This window comes from Celeribacter sp., assembly GCF_048261515.1.
Lineage (GTDB): Bacteria > Pseudomonadota > Alphaproteobacteria > Rhodobacterales > Rhodobacteraceae > Celeribacter.
The window spans coordinates 20,810-35,559 of the sequence record NZ_JBLXFZ010000011.1; the positions used below are offsets into that span (position 1 = coordinate 20,810).

Annotated in this window: 13 protein-coding genes; 10 read left to right on the forward strand and 3 right to left on the reverse strand. The window is 57.6% G+C overall.

The window, feature by feature from the left end; translation table 11 throughout:
• Positions 1–219: 219 nt before the first annotated feature.
• The 3 genes from ACN0SC_RS15745 to ACN0SC_RS15755 are packed head-to-tail and all read left to right on the forward strand — an operon-like array spanning position 220 to position 3,262.
• Complete coding sequence (locus ACN0SC_RS15745; RefSeq protein ID WP_417250645.1) at positions 220–1,383, forward strand: efflux RND transporter periplasmic adaptor subunit; 1,164 nt, start codon at positions 220–222, stop codon at positions 1,381–1,383.
• Positions 1,383–2,588 (forward strand): ABC transporter permease, encoded by a 1,206-nt coding sequence (locus ACN0SC_RS15750; protein ID WP_417250646.1) that lies wholly within the window; start codon positions 1,383–1,385, stop codon positions 2,586–2,588. Before ACN0SC_RS15745 ends, ACN0SC_RS15750 begins: the two co-directional genes overlap by 1 nt.
• Positions 2,585–3,262 (forward strand): ABC transporter ATP-binding protein, encoded by a 678-nt coding sequence (locus ACN0SC_RS15755; protein WP_417250647.1) that lies wholly within the window; start codon positions 2,585–2,587, stop codon positions 3,260–3,262. The genes ACN0SC_RS15750 and ACN0SC_RS15755 overlap by 4 nt, the downstream gene beginning before the upstream one ends.
• A 29-nt stretch (positions 3,263–3,291) precedes the next feature.
• Here the strand turns inward: ACN0SC_RS15755 and ACN0SC_RS15760 are convergent, their stop codons facing one another.
• From ACN0SC_RS15760 to ACN0SC_RS15770, 3 genes are all read right to left on the reverse strand, one after another.
• Positions 3,292–3,564, reverse strand: a complete 273-nt coding sequence (locus ACN0SC_RS15760) for a helix-turn-helix domain-containing protein (RefSeq protein WP_417250648.1) — start codon at positions 3,562–3,564, stop codon at positions 3,292–3,294.
• A gap of 285 nt (positions 3,565–3,849) precedes the next feature.
• The gene (locus tag ACN0SC_RS15765; RefSeq protein ID WP_417250649.1) at positions 3,850–5,595 is read right to left on the reverse strand and encodes an ATP-binding protein; all 1,746 of its coding nucleotides are present in this window, start codon (positions 5,593–5,595) and stop codon (positions 3,850–3,852) included.
• A gap of 13 nt (positions 5,596–5,608) precedes the next feature.
• Entirely contained in the window at positions 5,609–6,151 is a 543-nt protein-coding gene (locus ACN0SC_RS15770) for a heme NO-binding domain-containing protein (protein WP_417250650.1), read from the reverse strand.
• 444 nt (positions 6,152–6,595) lie between these two features.
• Between ACN0SC_RS15770 and ACN0SC_RS15775 the strand changes: the two genes are divergently transcribed.
• The 7 genes from ACN0SC_RS15775 to ACN0SC_RS15805 are packed head-to-tail and all read left to right on the forward strand — an operon-like array spanning position 6,596 to position 14,644.
• On the forward strand, positions 6,596–7,771 hold the full coding sequence (locus tag ACN0SC_RS15775; protein WP_417250697.1) for a PP2C family protein-serine/threonine phosphatase: 1,176 nt from the start codon (positions 6,596–6,598) through the stop codon (positions 7,769–7,771).
• Complete coding sequence (locus tag ACN0SC_RS15780; RefSeq protein ID WP_417250651.1) at positions 7,768–8,112, forward strand: STAS domain-containing protein; 345 nt, start codon at positions 7,768–7,770, stop codon at positions 8,110–8,112. Before ACN0SC_RS15775 ends, ACN0SC_RS15780 begins: the two co-directional genes overlap by 4 nt.
• Before the next feature lie 17 nt (positions 8,113–8,129).
• Positions 8,130–8,522: an ATP-binding protein gene (locus ACN0SC_RS15785; RefSeq protein ID WP_417250652.1), complete on the forward strand. Its 393-nt coding sequence runs from the start codon at positions 8,130–8,132 to the stop codon at positions 8,520–8,522.
• Positions 8,523–8,575: 53 nt separating this feature from the next.
• Positions 8,576–10,303, forward strand: a complete 1,728-nt coding sequence (locus ACN0SC_RS15790) for a DUF3131 domain-containing protein (protein WP_417250653.1) — start codon at positions 8,576–8,578, stop codon at positions 10,301–10,303.
• 2 nt (positions 10,304–10,305) lie between these two features.
• Positions 10,306–11,454, forward strand: coding sequence for an acyltransferase (locus ACN0SC_RS15795; protein ID WP_417250654.1), 1,149 nt, complete (start codon positions 10,306–10,308; stop codon positions 11,452–11,454).
• Positions 11,454–13,295, forward strand: coding sequence for a glycosyltransferase (locus tag ACN0SC_RS15800; RefSeq protein WP_417250655.1), 1,842 nt, complete (start codon positions 11,454–11,456; stop codon positions 13,293–13,295). Before ACN0SC_RS15795 ends, ACN0SC_RS15800 begins: the two co-directional genes overlap by 1 nt.
• Entirely contained in the window at positions 13,292–14,644 is a 1,353-nt protein-coding gene (locus tag ACN0SC_RS15805) for a DUF3131 domain-containing protein (RefSeq protein ID WP_417250656.1), read from the forward strand. The genes ACN0SC_RS15800 and ACN0SC_RS15805 overlap by 4 nt, the downstream gene beginning before the upstream one ends.
• Positions 14,645–14,750: the final 106 nt, after the last annotated feature.

Here is a 14,750-nt window from a genome sequence, read left to right on the forward strand (position 1 = left end):
TAAGCGCTGCCCGCTTGCGAGCCGAGCGAAGGTGAATCCCTTATCCGAGACTACATGCAGAGGGCACCGCAAATGTTCCTGTCCTTCGTGATATAGGTCAATGCGGTGCTGGTCTGCGGGGCTATGCTGTCTGCGTGAGATATGCGAGCCTAGCTGTGTTGGCCTCTTCGGTGCATTCGCGCAAAGAGCCAAGCCACAGCAGTCACGGAAGGAGCGACCTTGGCCCCATCTAAGTCTGAAAACGATACGCAAGACGTCCAGCAACCTGAGGTGCAAAACGGGATAGGGGGGATGCCGCCTGTTCCTGCGTTGCGGCCCAGCGAACCTGCGCCAAGTGCGAAGCGGCGTGTCTGGGTTTGGGGTGCAGTGGCATTGCTTGTTATGGGGCTTGGCTATGGGGCCTATTCGCAGTTCTGGTCGGCACAACCGACCTCGGTTGTCGTCGAAATTGCCCAAAGCAGCCCCGCCACGCGCGTTCTTGCCGTGAATGGTCGGATCGCTGCCGTGCATTCGGTGGACGTCAGCGCCTCCGTGTCGGGAACCTTGATGTCTGTCTCCGTGGATGAAGGGGATCAGGTCGATGCGGGGCAGGCGCTCGCGCAGGTCGATGCGGATCAACAGAATGCGGTTGTCAGGCAGGCTATGGCGGCACTGGATGCGACGCTTGTCGCGCAGCTGAAGGCGACAGAGGATTACGACCGCGCCGTGTCGCTTGGCAGCAATGTCTCGCAGACCGCTTTGGAGGCTGCCGCCTTTGCCAAACAATCGGCAGAACAGGAAGTGGCGCGATTGACGGCGATGCTGGATCAGGCGCGGATTGCGCTTGATAACTATACTATTCAGGCCCCCGTCGCGGGCACGGTTCTGGAGCTTGAGGTGGAAGTGGGTCAAACGATCAGCCCGTCTACCCGCCTGATGACACTGGCGGATCTCGGCGAACTGGTGGTCGAGGCGGATGTGGATGAAACCTACGCGACGCAGATTGCCGTTGGGCAAAAGGCGCTCCTGCAACTGGCAGGGTTGGGTGATACTTATGGCGGGCATGTCACCTATGTCTCCAACCGCGTGGATGAGGCCACAGGCGGGTTGGCCGTTAAGGTCGGTTTCGACACTCCGATCGAGGCGCCTGTCGGAATGACGGTGGCAACCAATATCATCGTTGACGAACGGGACGCGGCGTTGACGCTTCCGCGCACGGCTTTGATGAACGATGCGGAGGTTTTTGTGGTGGTGGATGGCGTGGCCGAGTTGCGTCCCGTGACGGTCGTGGACTGGCCCGCAGCCCGCCTCATCGCAACAGATGGTCTTGCCGAGGGCGACATGGTGATTGTCGATGCGACGGGTGTTGCGGACGGTCAAGAGATCAAGGCGGAGACCCCCTGATGCTCTATGGCCTGAAGATTGCGTCACGATACCTGACCGCCAACAAGGGCCAGACCGCGCTCTTGGTGACAGGGGTCGCGGTCGGCGTGTTTATTTTCATCTTTATGTCCGCACTGATTGGCGGGCTGGCCGAGTTTATCTTGGCGCGAACGGTCGGGGATCTGTCGCATATTACCATTGAAGCGGAGACCGAGGAGCCTGCGCTTCTGGTCTCGTCCGAAGGGCATGTGCTGGCCGTGACGGAGAGCGGTGGCACCCGCGATGCTACATTGACGGAGGCTGCAACATGGCTCCCCCTGATCGAAGAGGTCGCTGGTGTCAAAGCCGTTTCGCCAGAGATCACAGGTGCGGGCTTTCTGACCCGTGGGGCGCAAGTGGCGCAGGTCAGCGTTGTTGGCGTCGATCCGGGACGCGAGTCCGCGATCCTTGATCTGGCCAGCTATATGGTCGAGGGGGACGAGCGGGTAAGTTCGGGGGTGATTGTTCTGGGGCGCGATCTGGCGGATGATCTGGCCTTGTCCATCGGACAGGCTTTACGCTTGGAAAGCTCGAAGGGGATTACGGCCAACCTGACTTTGGGTGGCATTTTCGAGACGGGTAATGGCGGTATGGACAGCGCACGTGCATTTGTCAGCCTGTCAACGGCACGCACGCTGTTCTCCATGCCTCAAGGGGTGACGCAGATCGAGATCAAGCTCGATGACCTGAAAGCGGCCGACACCACCGCGCGCCGTATCCAAGCCCTGACGGGATTGAACGCGGTGCCGTGGACGGATGACGCGGAGCAGTTGATGGAGGCATTGGATGCGCAAGCCCAGACGGGCTATTTCCTCAAAGCCTTTGCGCTCATCACGATTGTGATCGGCGTTGCCTCGGCTCTTTTGCTCTCAACCTATCGACGCCGCCCCGAAATCGGGATCATGCGGGCAATGGGGGCGGGACGTGGCTTTGTGCTTTTTGTCTTTGTCACACAAGGCGCGATGATCGGCCTGATGGGCGGGATTGTCGGGGCAGGGCTTGGCTATCTGGCACTTTTGCCCTTTCCCACACGTGATGCGTTTCGCGCGGGCACCTTGCCATTGGACATTACCCAAGGGTCTTATGGCCTTGCCGTTACCCTAACCGTGATCGGGGCGATCCTCGCATCCATCCTTCCCGCACGCGCGGCGGCGCGCGTTGATCCAGTGACGGCGATCGGCCAATGACGACACTTCTCGACGTTCAAAATCTTGTCAAAACTTATGGCACGGGGGAGACGGCGACACGGGTGCTGCGCGGGTTGTCCTTGCACCTTGAGGAGGGCGAGTTGGCGGCACTTCTTGGGCCGTCGGGGTCGGGCAAAAGCACGCTGCTTACGATCCTCGGCACATTGATGAAGCCGACATCAGGCAGCTATACGATGTTGGGTCAGGATATGATCGCCGCCGATGATGCCGAGCTGACGGAGTTCCGTAATGCCCATATCGGCTTCGTCTTTCAGTTTCACAATCTTCTGCCTGACTTCACAGCTTTGGAAAACGTGGTCTTTCCCTCCGCCGTGCGGGCAGGGCGTGAAACGCCCGCAGCTCGCGCGCGCGGGCGCGACCTGTTGAAACGCATGGGGCTGGCTGACCGGATCGATTATCCGACCGCCAAACTTTCAGGCGGGCAGAAACAGCGCGTTGCGGTGGCACGTGCGCTCATGAACAGTCCCGAACTGGTTCTGGCAGACGAGCCGACTGGCAACCTTGATCGGGCGTCTGCCACGCAGGTGATGGAACTGCTTTCGGAGATCAATCGCGATGAGGGGACGACATTCCTGATCTCGACCCACGATGAAAAAATCGCCGCCGCGTGTCAGCGACAGATCGTCGTCGTGGATGGAGCCGTGACGGGATAGGGCATCGCTACCAACCCGTCCCGCGATGGCTAATTGCAGCAGCTACAGCTGCTCGTTTTTTGTTGGGCTGCCATGTCCAGTTCGGTCAGGGGCTCATCGCCCAGAAGCGTTTCTGGCTGAACCTGCAACGCAGCGGCGAGGCGCAGCGTCATGTCGGAGGTCAACTCGCCCTTCCAAGGCAAGGCGCCTTCCAGCCGTGCGACCTGCCGTTCGGTCAAGCCCGAGAGTTTTGCCAGTTTCGTTCGCCCGAACCCGCGGGCGCGGCGCAATTCCTGAATGCGTTCGGGCGGGATGCTCAGCATGGTGTCTTCCTTCGTTCAAATCGAAATGGTGCGGCGACCTGAATGCGTCGCGCGGTACAAATCAGTTGATCGTCAATTGCTCGATGCACAACTGTTTATGGCGGTTCACAACGTGGGACACCATTCACGCGACCCGCACGGGTTTGGTTGCGTGCGCGTCATTCAGGGTAGGGGCGCTGAAGTTCTTCCATTTCCGTCTGATGGAGGTGGAGAGCATGGATTCGAGGGTGGAATAGGTACGCTGGCCGCTCTAGCCCGCAAGGTGGTCTACGGGTGATCTGCCGATCACGCCTTGAGAATGTCAGCGACCTTTTGGACCGCTGCGGCAAGTTCCTGAGCAATCTCGACAATCGGCTTTTCGTCGGGAGTGGTCTGGTGAAGCTCAATGCGTTTCGCGAGTTCGGCCATGTCTTCAAAGCCCAAGGCAAGGCTGGCGCCCTTCATTGAGTGACCTTGTCTACAAGCCGCATCGATGTCGCCCGCGTTGACGGAGGAAATCAGTTGCTCGATCCGTTGATTGCAATCGGTCACGAATTTGTCGGCCAGATCGACCACCCCATCCGCAGAGAAGATGCTCACGAGGTTTTCTCCAACATCAGGGTCTATCAGGGCGAGGAGTCTCTCTTCGACGGGGGCATTCATGTGTGCGGTGGAGCTTGCCTGACCTTGCGGCGCGGATGTGTCACCAGATGATAGGCTGAGTGCCGTTTCCAATGCCGTTTTCAACTCGTCGTAAGGGATCGGCTTGCACAGGATTTGCGAGATACCGACCTGTTGCGCTTCGTCTTCGATCGCGTCCGCAACATGGGCGGTAAGTGCTAGGATCGGAGGCACGGCCTCCTTTGGCCACTCGGAGAAGATCCAGCGGGTCGCCTCGATCCCATCCATTTCTGGCATGGCGATATCCATTAAGATCAGATCATACTTTTCGGGCACGAATTTCTCGACGGCGATCCGTCCGTTTTCGGCCAGATCCGCGGTGATACCCATGCGTTGCGCATAGGCCAGCAGCATCTTCTGATTGATGATGTTGTCTTCGGCAATCAGGACGTGCTTGCCTTCGAGGCGAGGGGGCTCGGCCGTGATGTCGTGGCCCGCGTCTTGCGCTGAATTGGGTTGCTCCTCGCTGACGACTGTCACCGCAAGTTCGAACCAGAATGTCGTGCCCGACCCCTGCGCGCTATCCACGCTAATGCGTCCACCCAAGCCGTCCATGATGCGTTTGCAGATCGCAAGGCCCAGCCCTGTGCCTTGGGCGGTTACCGTCAATGGATTGGCGATCTGTGAAAAGTCCTTGAACAGATTGTCGAATTTATCGGGTGGAATGCCGACGCCGAAATCCTCGACCTCGCATCGCATTAGGGCGCCTTTTGGGTCGGGCGTGGCTGTGGCGCGGAAGATAATCGGGCCATCGGTGGAGTATCTGAGCGCATTGCTGATCAAGTTCGATATGACCTGACGGATGCGTGTGGCATCGCTCAAAAAGAGGTGCGGCACGCTATCGTCGATTTGGATCGTGATGGTGCGCTTGATGCCCTTTCCTTGCGACGTGTAGAGCATCGAGATGCTTTTTGCCAAAGCACGGATGTCGACATTCTCTTCTTCGAATACAAAGACGCCCGCTTCCATTTTGGAAAAATCGAGCACGTCGTTGACGATACGGCTCAGCCCCACGCCCGCTGCCTTGGCGTAGTTCAGAAGTTCCAGCTTTCCAGGGTCTGCCTCATCCATCGTGAGAAGGTCGATCATCCCCAAGAGTCCGCCCAAAGGTGTCCTGATCTCATGGCTCATGGTGGCGATGAACCTGCTTCGGGCAACCGAGGCCGCCTCCGCGCGCTCCAAAGCCAGCACGAGTTCTTCCGTGCGCTCTTCGACGGCTTCCTTCAGCTGCTGGGAATGGGTGCTCAGGGCGGCGTTTGCCTCGAACAGTTCACGGCTCTTTTGCTCAAGCAATCTCTCCGCCTCAGCGCGTGCCGCCCGTTCACGGTTATATCTGCTGCGCGAAACGCGGGTGTCATCGGATGAGCTCATCTAGGATAGGGCCTTATGATTGCAGTGTTATTTCAAAATTAGTGATGGTGGGTTCGGCTGGGCTTTCTTGGCTTGTGATGCCGCCATCCTCGTCGAAGTGAGCGAGTGCCGCTTCGATCATTCCGTGGCAAAACGCGGCCAAGGGGCGGGGAGACTCGTAGACCATCAGCATCTGGTTCGGCGCAGTCCGCTCTGTCGAGAATGTCGGCAGTTCCGCTTCGGGGTAGAGTTTTCGGACCTCGACATGGATTTCGCCTTCAATGGATTCCAGCAAGGAAAACGCGTCGTCTTTGTCCGAGAAGAATTGCGGGTAATGGGCGACGAAGTGGGTCAACATCCAGTGCCCGAACATCTTTTGCAGTGCTTCTGGTGCAATTCCAGAATGCTCGCTGAATGCGACGACGATCTTGACCAGCTCCGAACACGGGTAGTTCCCGACCGTGGTATAGGCCCCATCGTTCTCAAGCTCGGCGCTGTCCAAAACGCGGTCTACAGCATCCTCACCAAAAGCATCTTCCGCCATCTTGATCAATTCAACAAAGATCGTGCCTTTCATTGATCGGTCCTTTCATCCTGTCCGCCATGAGTGCCCCTTGGATCATACCAAGCGGCTTGCGTGCGTTGCCTCAACACAGACCGAATAAGGAAAGGGTAAAGTTGAGCATGCGTGTTGAAGAGTAGCGCGTTTTTCGTTCGAGCGTAACGATTAACACGCCGCGCCGCATTTTATCATCGGAGGTCAGGTCCGTGAGCACACAGCACAGTTTTGCCGCTAAGTCGTGCATATTTAGGCGCTATTGGAAGGGATAAACCTAATAAGAGAAAGATAATTGAGTTTTTCTGCGCGTGATCTAGGTCATGGTGTGGTAGAACAGGAGGAGTAAAAGCTGATGCATTGCTTGATGCCAACGGATGTGTGTCAGGCGCGTCTGCGCTCCTGACTTTGAGGTATGTTTTGACGCTTTCAGCCCGCGCCGATGGACGCTTGTGAGATATGGATGTGCCCTTGGATGTTATCGTCGCTGAGGACAACTTGGTTCAACGCACCTACCTGTCTCGGATGATTGAGCATTTGGGCCACACTGCGCTCGTCGCAGAAGACGGAGCACAGGCTTTGGAGTTGGTCCAATCCTCGGGGGCCCAGATTTTGATCACAGATTTCGACATGCCGAATTTGAACGGCGTGGAATTGACCCGCGCGGTGCGAGCGATGGATCTGGATCACTATGTTCACATCATTATGCTGACAGGCGAGGGGCAAACGAAAACCAGCGCCGAAGCCTTGGATGCGGGGGCTGATGACTTCCTGACCAAAGGCAACGACCCCACGCGCTTGAAAGCGCGCATACGTGTTGCCTCCCGCCTCGTTAGTCACACGCGTGTGCAGCAGGAGCAGCATCGGATATTGAAAGAGGTCAATAGTCGCATCCAAGCCGACCTGAAAGCTGCAGCCGATGCGCAAAGACAACTCTTGCCCGAGATCCACCGCGATATCGGTGGCATTCATGTGGCCTCTGCCTTTGTGCCCTCGGCCATGGTGTCTGGCGATATGTTCGGCTGTTTTGCCTTGCCGCAAAACAAACTGGGTCTCTATGCCGTCGATGTGTCGGGGCACGGGATTCATGCGTCTCTGTTGTCTGTCGCCATCGGGCATCTGATTACGCCGGAGTTCTTTTGTAACGCCGCATGCGGTCCAGATGGAAAACCCGATCCCGCAGGTCTGGTGTCCAATCTCAACCAACGCTTTAGCGCCGCCGACAACGACGATTACTTCACCATGTTCTGCGCGATCATCGACATCGACACGGGCCATATGGACTACTGTCAGGCTGGATATCCGTCGCCCACCTATGTCGATGCGAACGGGCAGGCGACCCTTGTGGGTGAGGGCGGGTTTCCTGTCGGCATGTTCGCGCACTTCTCCTATGACAACGAGACATTCTCTTTCGACGAAGGTGGATCGTTGGTGCTTTTCTCGGATGCCGCCGTAGAAGCGGAGAACGAACAAGAGACGCCATATAGCGTGGCGCGGTTGCAATCCCTCATCTCGCAAAACCATTCCGCGAGTGCAGGTGATCTGCCAGACATCATTTTGGAAAATCTCAAAGAATGGCGCGGTGGTCGCGCATTGGAAGATGACCTCACCGTGGTCGTCTTGAAAAGGATAAATTCATGATTCACACGACAAAGCATGGCCCAAATATCGTGGCTGTTCGTCCAGGGGTGGAGCGTCTGACGGCCATCAATTCAAAGGCGTTCAAGGAAGAGGTCGTCGCCTTGATCGAGGATGGCGCGTCGCATCTCATTATTGATTTTTCGGAAGTCTCTTTCCTCGATTCATCGGGTTTGGGCGCTTTGACGGGCGTGCTCAAACGGATCGGCCATCGTGGTGATCTGGTGGTGAGCGGGTTGAATGGCGACGTGACACAGATGTTCAAGATCTGTCGCATGGATCGGGTGTTCAAAAGCTATCCGGATGTGGATGTCGCCGTGCAGGCCATGAGTGAAAGCCTGTGAGCGCGCAGACTTTTCATATGCCCAATCAGCTAGAGGCTGTTGATCCAATGGTTTTGGCATTGAAAAGTCATGTGCAAGACAGTGTTTCCGACGACATCCTTATGCGCTTGGATATTTGCATGAGCGAAGCCTTGGCCAATTTGGTTCTGCACGCGGAAACGGCACAGAAATCGGCGACAATCGAAATGATCCTCGATCTTGATGGGGACATTTTGACGGTCGATATTTTCGACCCCGAAGGCACAAAGGCATTCGATCTGAGAACACAGGCCCGCCCGCTGTCCGACGTTGACATCATGGCCGAAAGCGGTCGCGGGTTGGGGCTCATTTTGGAATGTGCCGACGGAGTTGAATACGGCCCCATAGAAAATCGTAGACGTCTGAGTTTGAAATTTCAGGCCCGAAGCTAAATGCGTCGGGGCAGATGCTCTGACCAAATTGATGTCCAGAACGGAGCATGCGAATGAAACAGAACACTACACTAAAATCAGTGGTGGCCCGAGCCTGTCTCGCTGTTGCTGTCGCATCTCCGATGTCGGTGACTGCTCAGAGTGAAGTCCCGCTTGAGGCGCAGTCAGTGACAATCGACAACGTGTCGATCAATGGGACGGACTACAATAGCGTCACGATCCGCTCGACGGCACCACTTGAACTCGAGTTTGACGGGATGAAGGCGGGCCAATGTGATCATGACGCAGGCTCCAGTTCCACGCCGCATTTCGGCCGTTCCGGGGCGCTCACGGATCGCGAATTTGAGATGGCAAAAATCGCGTGGTCTTATTTCGAAAAGCGGTTTCAGCCTGAAACGGGTCTTGTGAATGCTGTGGGGTCTTACCCGTCGACGACTTTGTGGGATACGGCGTCCTACATCAGCGCTTTGGTCGCCGCGAAAGAGTTGTGCATCATCGACAAGCGAGAGTTCGATACGCGCGCGACCAAGTTATTGAACACGCTGCGTAACCTCGATCTCTACGGCGGGGAAGCCCCTAACAAAGTGTATAACACCGAGACAGGCGACAAGGTGAACTATGCCAACGAGGCAGGCGAGGTGGGCATGTCCGCGCTTGATATCGGGCGGATGCTGGTCTGGTTGCGCATTCTGAAAGAACGCAATCCTTACCTCGCAAACAGCGTTGATAACGTGCCGATGCGGTGGAACTTCTGCAATCTGGTCGATGACGATGGTCGCATGTTCGGCGCGTTCAAGCGTGGCGATGGCTCTACGCAATACGTCCAGGAAGGGCGGTTGGGATATGAGGAATATGCTGCCAAGGGCTTTGCACTCTGGGGGTTCGATGTTGATCGGGCGCTGTCGCCAGAGCCGTTGAATTACACCACCATCTATGACGTGAAAGTGCCCTATGACGGCCGCGACCCACGTATTTTCAAAAACCAGAACTACGTTCTGACCGAGGGGTATATCCTCGACGGTTTGGAGATGGGATGGGATATTCCCTCCGACACTTCCTATGACGGGATGACCGCAAGCCACGGTTGGCGTGCGGAATTTGCCAACCGGATTTACCTCGTTCAGCAGCGTCGCTACGAGCAAACGGGCATCATTACCGCGCGGTCCGAGCATCAGGTCGATGGCAAACCCTACTTCGTTTACGACAGTATTTTTGCGGATGGATATGCGTGGAATACCTTGGACCCCACAGGGGAATACCAACCCGATCGCGCCGCGGTTGCGGCCAAGGCGGCAGTCGGGCTTTGGGCGCTTTGGGACACGGATTACACGGATCTTCTGTTTGAAAGCGTGGCCGACCTCTATGATCCAGAGATGGGCTTTTACGAGGGGCTTTACGAGAACGGTAACGGGTACATCCCCCTGCAAACAGCCAACAACAATGGCATCATCCTCGCCGCACTTCTCTACAAGGTGCAGGGGCCAATTTTGCAGCAAGTCAGCACCTCGGCGCAGTATTGGGACACCGCCTATGCGGGGACGGATTTGCGCGACAACAAATGCCATCCTCGGATGATGGAAGAGGTTGTGCCGTGCTGTGCCTGCGAAAACCCGACGCAGCTCCCGCCCGTCATCCCTGCGGAAGAGTTCCTCTATTGCCGCCCCGTGCTCACAGACGGTGAAATAGCGGCAACGGAGTGTCAGCCCGAAAAACACAACCTCGCGCCTCCTGCGCCACGTAAAGTTCTGGCCACGTCGTGCCAGAAACCTGAAGGGCAATAGGCATGAGCGCAGCGGGTAAAACGAGACTGGTCTGGTTCGATGCGAACCGTGTCTTTGCGGCTATGGGTGTGGTGCTGATCCACAGCACAACCGATTTCTCGGGCCAGCCATTCGCCTCGGTGGAGCCGTCGGAGCGGTTGTTCCCCGTTCTGTTCCGCTCGCTTGGGGAGTTTTCTGGCTCGGAAATGTTCTTCCTGTTCTCGCTGTTCCTGATGGCTATGCGGGTCGACAAAAAGATGCCAAGCTATTCCAGCGCAATCGGCACGCAGGCGCAGAGGTTGTTGGTGCCCTTTGTCTTTTGGGTGGTATTCTACGCCTTCTTTCGATTGCTCAAAGCCGATGCCTTTAACTATGCGCCCTACATTTGGGAGCAGGTCACGGACGTCAAAAACTGGTTCGGCTACTTTCTGCTCGGCAAGGTGCAATACCACATGCACTTCCTGCCGACGCTTTTCGCGCTGTTTCTCTTCTATCCGCTGATGCGCGGGGCAACGCGCTATCCTGTGCTTGGGCTGACCCTGTTCGTGACGCTGGGCATTATGAACAACACGCAGGGCTTTATCTGGGGCCTTGGGCTTGAGGCCGACCTTCGTGACTACATCCTGCGCGCGATCAAGGTGCTGGGTTATGTCGGCTACGGGCTGGCGGCCTTTGCGATGTATGGACTGTGGAAGGACGGCATCCCGCGCGGTGAATCGCGCCTGTTGCGTCGTGGCGGGTTCTACTTCGCGGCTCTGGCCTATGTGGCGACGATCCCCTTCTTTGCCTATGCCGTGCAAAACGGCGCGTGGGGCGTGCGCAGCGGATGGGACTTTTACGGCCACTTCCTGATGCCGATCTGTGTATTCCTGATCTTCCTTGGCGGTCAGTATCGCGATTGGTCGCCACGTTGGTCCCATTACGCCAAGTATTCTTTCGGCGTCTATCTCGTTCATCCTGCCGTGATCGACTTGTTCGACATTGCACTGTTCAAATCAGGCGTGTCGGAAATACTCACACCCACGGCGCTTGTGCTTGTGCGGTTTGCCGTGGCGTTGCCAGCGTCCTTCCTCGTTAGTGTGGGCCTGTCCAAGGTCGGCCTGCTCGCGTGGACCATCGGCCTTGGTCCGATGCCTTGGGCGGCACGTAAATCAAAAGGGGCGGGCGCGTGATGTCGGACGACTATTTCCTCAAGTTTGAAGATCGCGTTCCGCCGCCGCCTTTACCGTATTCGGCGCTGCGTGAGGGGATCTGGCAATTTCTTGCGACGGTCGCTTTGGTCATTGGCGGCTGGTATATCTGGTGGCGCTGGACCGGTTCGCTGAACCCCGACGCCATGTGGTTTGCCGTGCCCTTGGCCATCGCGGAGACCTGCGCCTATATCGGGATGCTGCTCTTCGTCTTCAACCTGTGGAAAGACGATCCGATCCGGATCGAGACCCCGCCCGCAGTTCTGGGAGATGTCGCGCCGGATCATCCCGAACATGACCGCCCGATATCGGTCGATGTGATGTTTGCCACCTATGACGAAGACCCCGAACTGGTCCGTCTCGGCATTCAGGACGCCAAGCGCATGACCTATCCGCATCCCATCGACATACGCATCCACATTCTTGATGACGGGCGCCGCCCCGAGATGCGGCGCGTCACCGAGGAGGAAGGTGCCAACTACATCTCGCGCACCACCAACGAGGGCTTCAAAGCGGGCAACCTGCGTCACGCGATGGAAGAGACCCACGGTGATTTCCTTGTCATCTGTGACGCGGACACACGCCCTTTCCCGACGCTTCTGGAACATACGCTGGGCTATTTCCGTGATCCGAAAATGGCATGGGTGCAGACTCCGCAATGGTTCTACGACCTGCCAGAGGGCGAACCTCTTCCCGCCAAGCTCGCACAGAGGTTTGGCGAAAAGGGCGAGAAGATCGGCCAGCGCGTGGAGAACGTGATCGGGCCGGTGATGGTCGGTCATGATCCCTTCGTGAACGATCCAAAGATGTTCTACGACATCATCCAGCGCCGCCGGAACTGGGCCAACGCGTCATTCTGCTGTGGCGCGGGCTCGATCCACCGCCGCGAGGCCGTGATGGAAGCCGCGCTGCGCAGTTTCGGGGCCAACGTCGAGAAACGGACATGGGCGGTGGAAGAAACCGTCACTGTGTCGAGCAAAGAGCGCGATCTCTCCCCCGAATTGATGCAGGCCATTCAGACCGAAGCGGCCGCCACAGAGGTTCTCACCCCTTACAAATTCCACGTCTCCGAAGACATCTACACCTCCATCGTGCTCCATTCGGACCGTGAGCGTGGCTGGAAATCCAAGATGCACCCGATCGTCGAAAGCAAGATGCTCTCGCCGCAGGATCTTCTGACATGGACGGTGCAGCGTTTCAAATATGCCGGCGGCAGTCTCGACATCCTCGTGCATGACAACCCGCTGTTCCGCAAAGGTCTGACCCTGCCGCAGCGTTTGATGTATGCGACGACCTTCTATTCCTATCTCGCACCGTTGTGGAACGTCATCTTCCTGTTCGCACCGGTCCTCTATCTTCTCACCGGCATCTCGCCCGTCTCCGCCTACTCATCGGAATTCTTCCTGCACCTGATCCCGTTTCTGGTGACGCTGGAATTGGCGATGATGGTGGGAGCTTGGGGCATTGACGGCTATCCGGCCAAGGCCAGCTACCTTGCCTTTTTCCCGCTGGGGCTCAAGGCGATCTGGACCATCATGCGCGGCGAGAAAGTCACATTCAAAGTCACCCCCAAAACCCGCCAGTCCGGCAATTTCCTCGCGCTTGTCCGCCCGCAAATCTCTGTGCTTGTGCTCACGACTGCAGGCGCGATCTGGGCCATCGGCGCACTCATCATTGGCGGCACCGATCACTCCCCGAGCGGCGTGGTGGCCAATATCCTTTGGGGATTGAACAATTGCATTGCCATGTGGGGCATCATTGCCGCCGCGATCTGGCGTCCCGCCGAAAGCTCCGGCGCATCTGAGGAGGCGAAAACAGCATGAGTTTCCGTGAAAACCTGATCAAGGCCCGCAGCCATATCATCTTTCTGGTGGCCCTTGCCTGCGGCCTCCTAATCGTCATAGGTCTCGAAAACCTCATGCCGGAGAAACAAGACGTGGCCCAAGTTGACACTTCTGCCGAGACGATCCCCGCCGCCTCTCCCATGACCGCCTTCGACGAGGTCACGCCGCTGCCGCTGGCCGTTGTGGGCGAAAGCTCCGACGAGGATCTGGCCTATGCGCAAATCGCGTGGCGTTATTTCGAGAACAACACCCACCCCGAGACAGGTCTGGTCAATTCGGCGGATCAATACCCCTCGACCACCATGTGGGAAACGGGGTCCTATTTCGTGGCCGTGATCTCCGCCGATCTGCTGGACATCATCTCCGAAGACGAGGCACGCGCACGGATTTCTCTAGCACTGGACACGCTCACCGCCATGCGTCTGTTTGACGACATCCTGCCGAATAAGGCCTATAATGTCGAAACCGGCGAGTTGGTGGATTACACGAACAAACCCGTCGAACGCGGCTTGGGCTGGTCGGCGCTGGACATCGCGCGGCTGGTTGGCACACTCGACCAGATCACCCTGCACTACCCCGACCTTGCCCCGCAGGTCAGTGCGATTCTGGCGCATTGGGACCTGTCACAAATGGTCGAAGACGGCCAGTTGATCGGCGGCAACATGGCCGACGGCAAATTGCGCCGCGATCAGGAAGGCCGCGTGGGCTATGGTCAATACGGGGCCAAGGCCATGATGCTCATGGGGTTCGACATGTATCGCGCCTATGACGCGGAGGCGCATCTGATGGTCAAGGAGGTTATGGGGCAACCCATTCCCGTCGATGACCGTCTGCACCGCAATGTCACCCCCGCCTTCACCGTCAGCGAACCCTATGTGTTCGACGGGCTGGAATTCGGCTTCGACGCCCGTTCGCATCGCTTCGCCACCGCCATCTACAAAGCGCAAGAGGCCCGCTACCGCGAGACCGGTGTCTGGACAGCCGTGAGCGAATCCCACCTCGATGAAGCGCCGTACTTTGCCTATTCGTCCGTCTGGGGCGGTGGTGCGCCTTGGGCCGTGATGAGCTTTCAAGGGGAGCGGCTCGACAGCAAGCGCACCGTGACGACCAAGACGGCCTTTGCATGGTATGCGCTGTTCGGCACCGACTACGCGAAGGAACTGGTGGCAACCTTGGCCCCCTTGGGTGATCCTGAACGTGGCTGGCCAGAGGGGATTTATGAAGCCGATGGATCGACCAATGGATCGACGACCACCAATACCAATGCGGTGATCCTCGCCGCGCTGGCGTTTCGGGCCTTTGGGCCATTGATCAGGGCGGAACCTTGAAGCACGCAATCGCCTTTATTCTGACCTCCGCATGTCTTAGCGCCCCCCCAGTTATGGCGCAAACCTGCGTCGGGGAGGCATTCGATACGCCGTTTCCAAGGGCGGT

What these genes read in the sequence shown, in the direction of transcription:
- ACN0SC_RS15755 (WP_417250647.1), top strand. Translation starts at nt 2,585, where the DNA reads ATGACGACACTTCTCGACGTTCAAAATCTTGTCAAAACTTATGGCACG.
- ACN0SC_RS15785 (WP_417250652.1), top strand. Translation starts at nt 8,130, where the DNA reads ATGCCCAATCAGCTAGAGGCTGTTGATCCAATGGTTTTGGCATTGAAA.
- ACN0SC_RS15790 (WP_417250653.1), top strand. Translation starts at nt 8,576, where the DNA reads ATGAAACAGAACACTACACTAAAATCAGTGGTGGCCCGAGCCTGTCTC.
- ACN0SC_RS15765 (WP_417250649.1), bottom strand. Translation starts at nt 5,595, where the DNA reads ATGAGCTCATCCGATGACACCCGCGTTTCGCGCAGCAGATATAACCGT.
- ACN0SC_RS15750 (WP_417250646.1), top strand. Translation starts at nt 1,383, where the DNA reads ATGCTCTATGGCCTGAAGATTGCGTCACGATACCTGACCGCCAACAAG.
- ACN0SC_RS15800 (WP_417250655.1), top strand. Translation starts at nt 11,454, where the DNA reads ATGTCGGACGACTATTTCCTCAAGTTTGAAGATCGCGTTCCGCCGCCG.
- ACN0SC_RS15760 (WP_417250648.1), bottom strand. Translation starts at nt 3,564, where the DNA reads ATGCTGAGCATCCCGCCCGAACGCATTCAGGAATTGCGCCGCGCCCGC.
- ACN0SC_RS15805 (WP_417250656.1), top strand. Translation starts at nt 13,292, where the DNA reads ATGAGTTTCCGTGAAAACCTGATCAAGGCCCGCAGCCATATCATCTTT.
- ACN0SC_RS15795 (WP_417250654.1), top strand. Translation starts at nt 10,306, where the DNA reads ATGAGCGCAGCGGGTAAAACGAGACTGGTCTGGTTCGATGCGAACCGT.
- ACN0SC_RS15770 (WP_417250650.1), bottom strand. Translation starts at nt 6,151, where the DNA reads ATGAAAGGCACGATCTTTGTTGAATTGATCAAGATGGCGGAAGATGCT.
- ACN0SC_RS15780 (WP_417250651.1), top strand. Translation starts at nt 7,768, where the DNA reads ATGATTCACACGACAAAGCATGGCCCAAATATCGTGGCTGTTCGTCCA.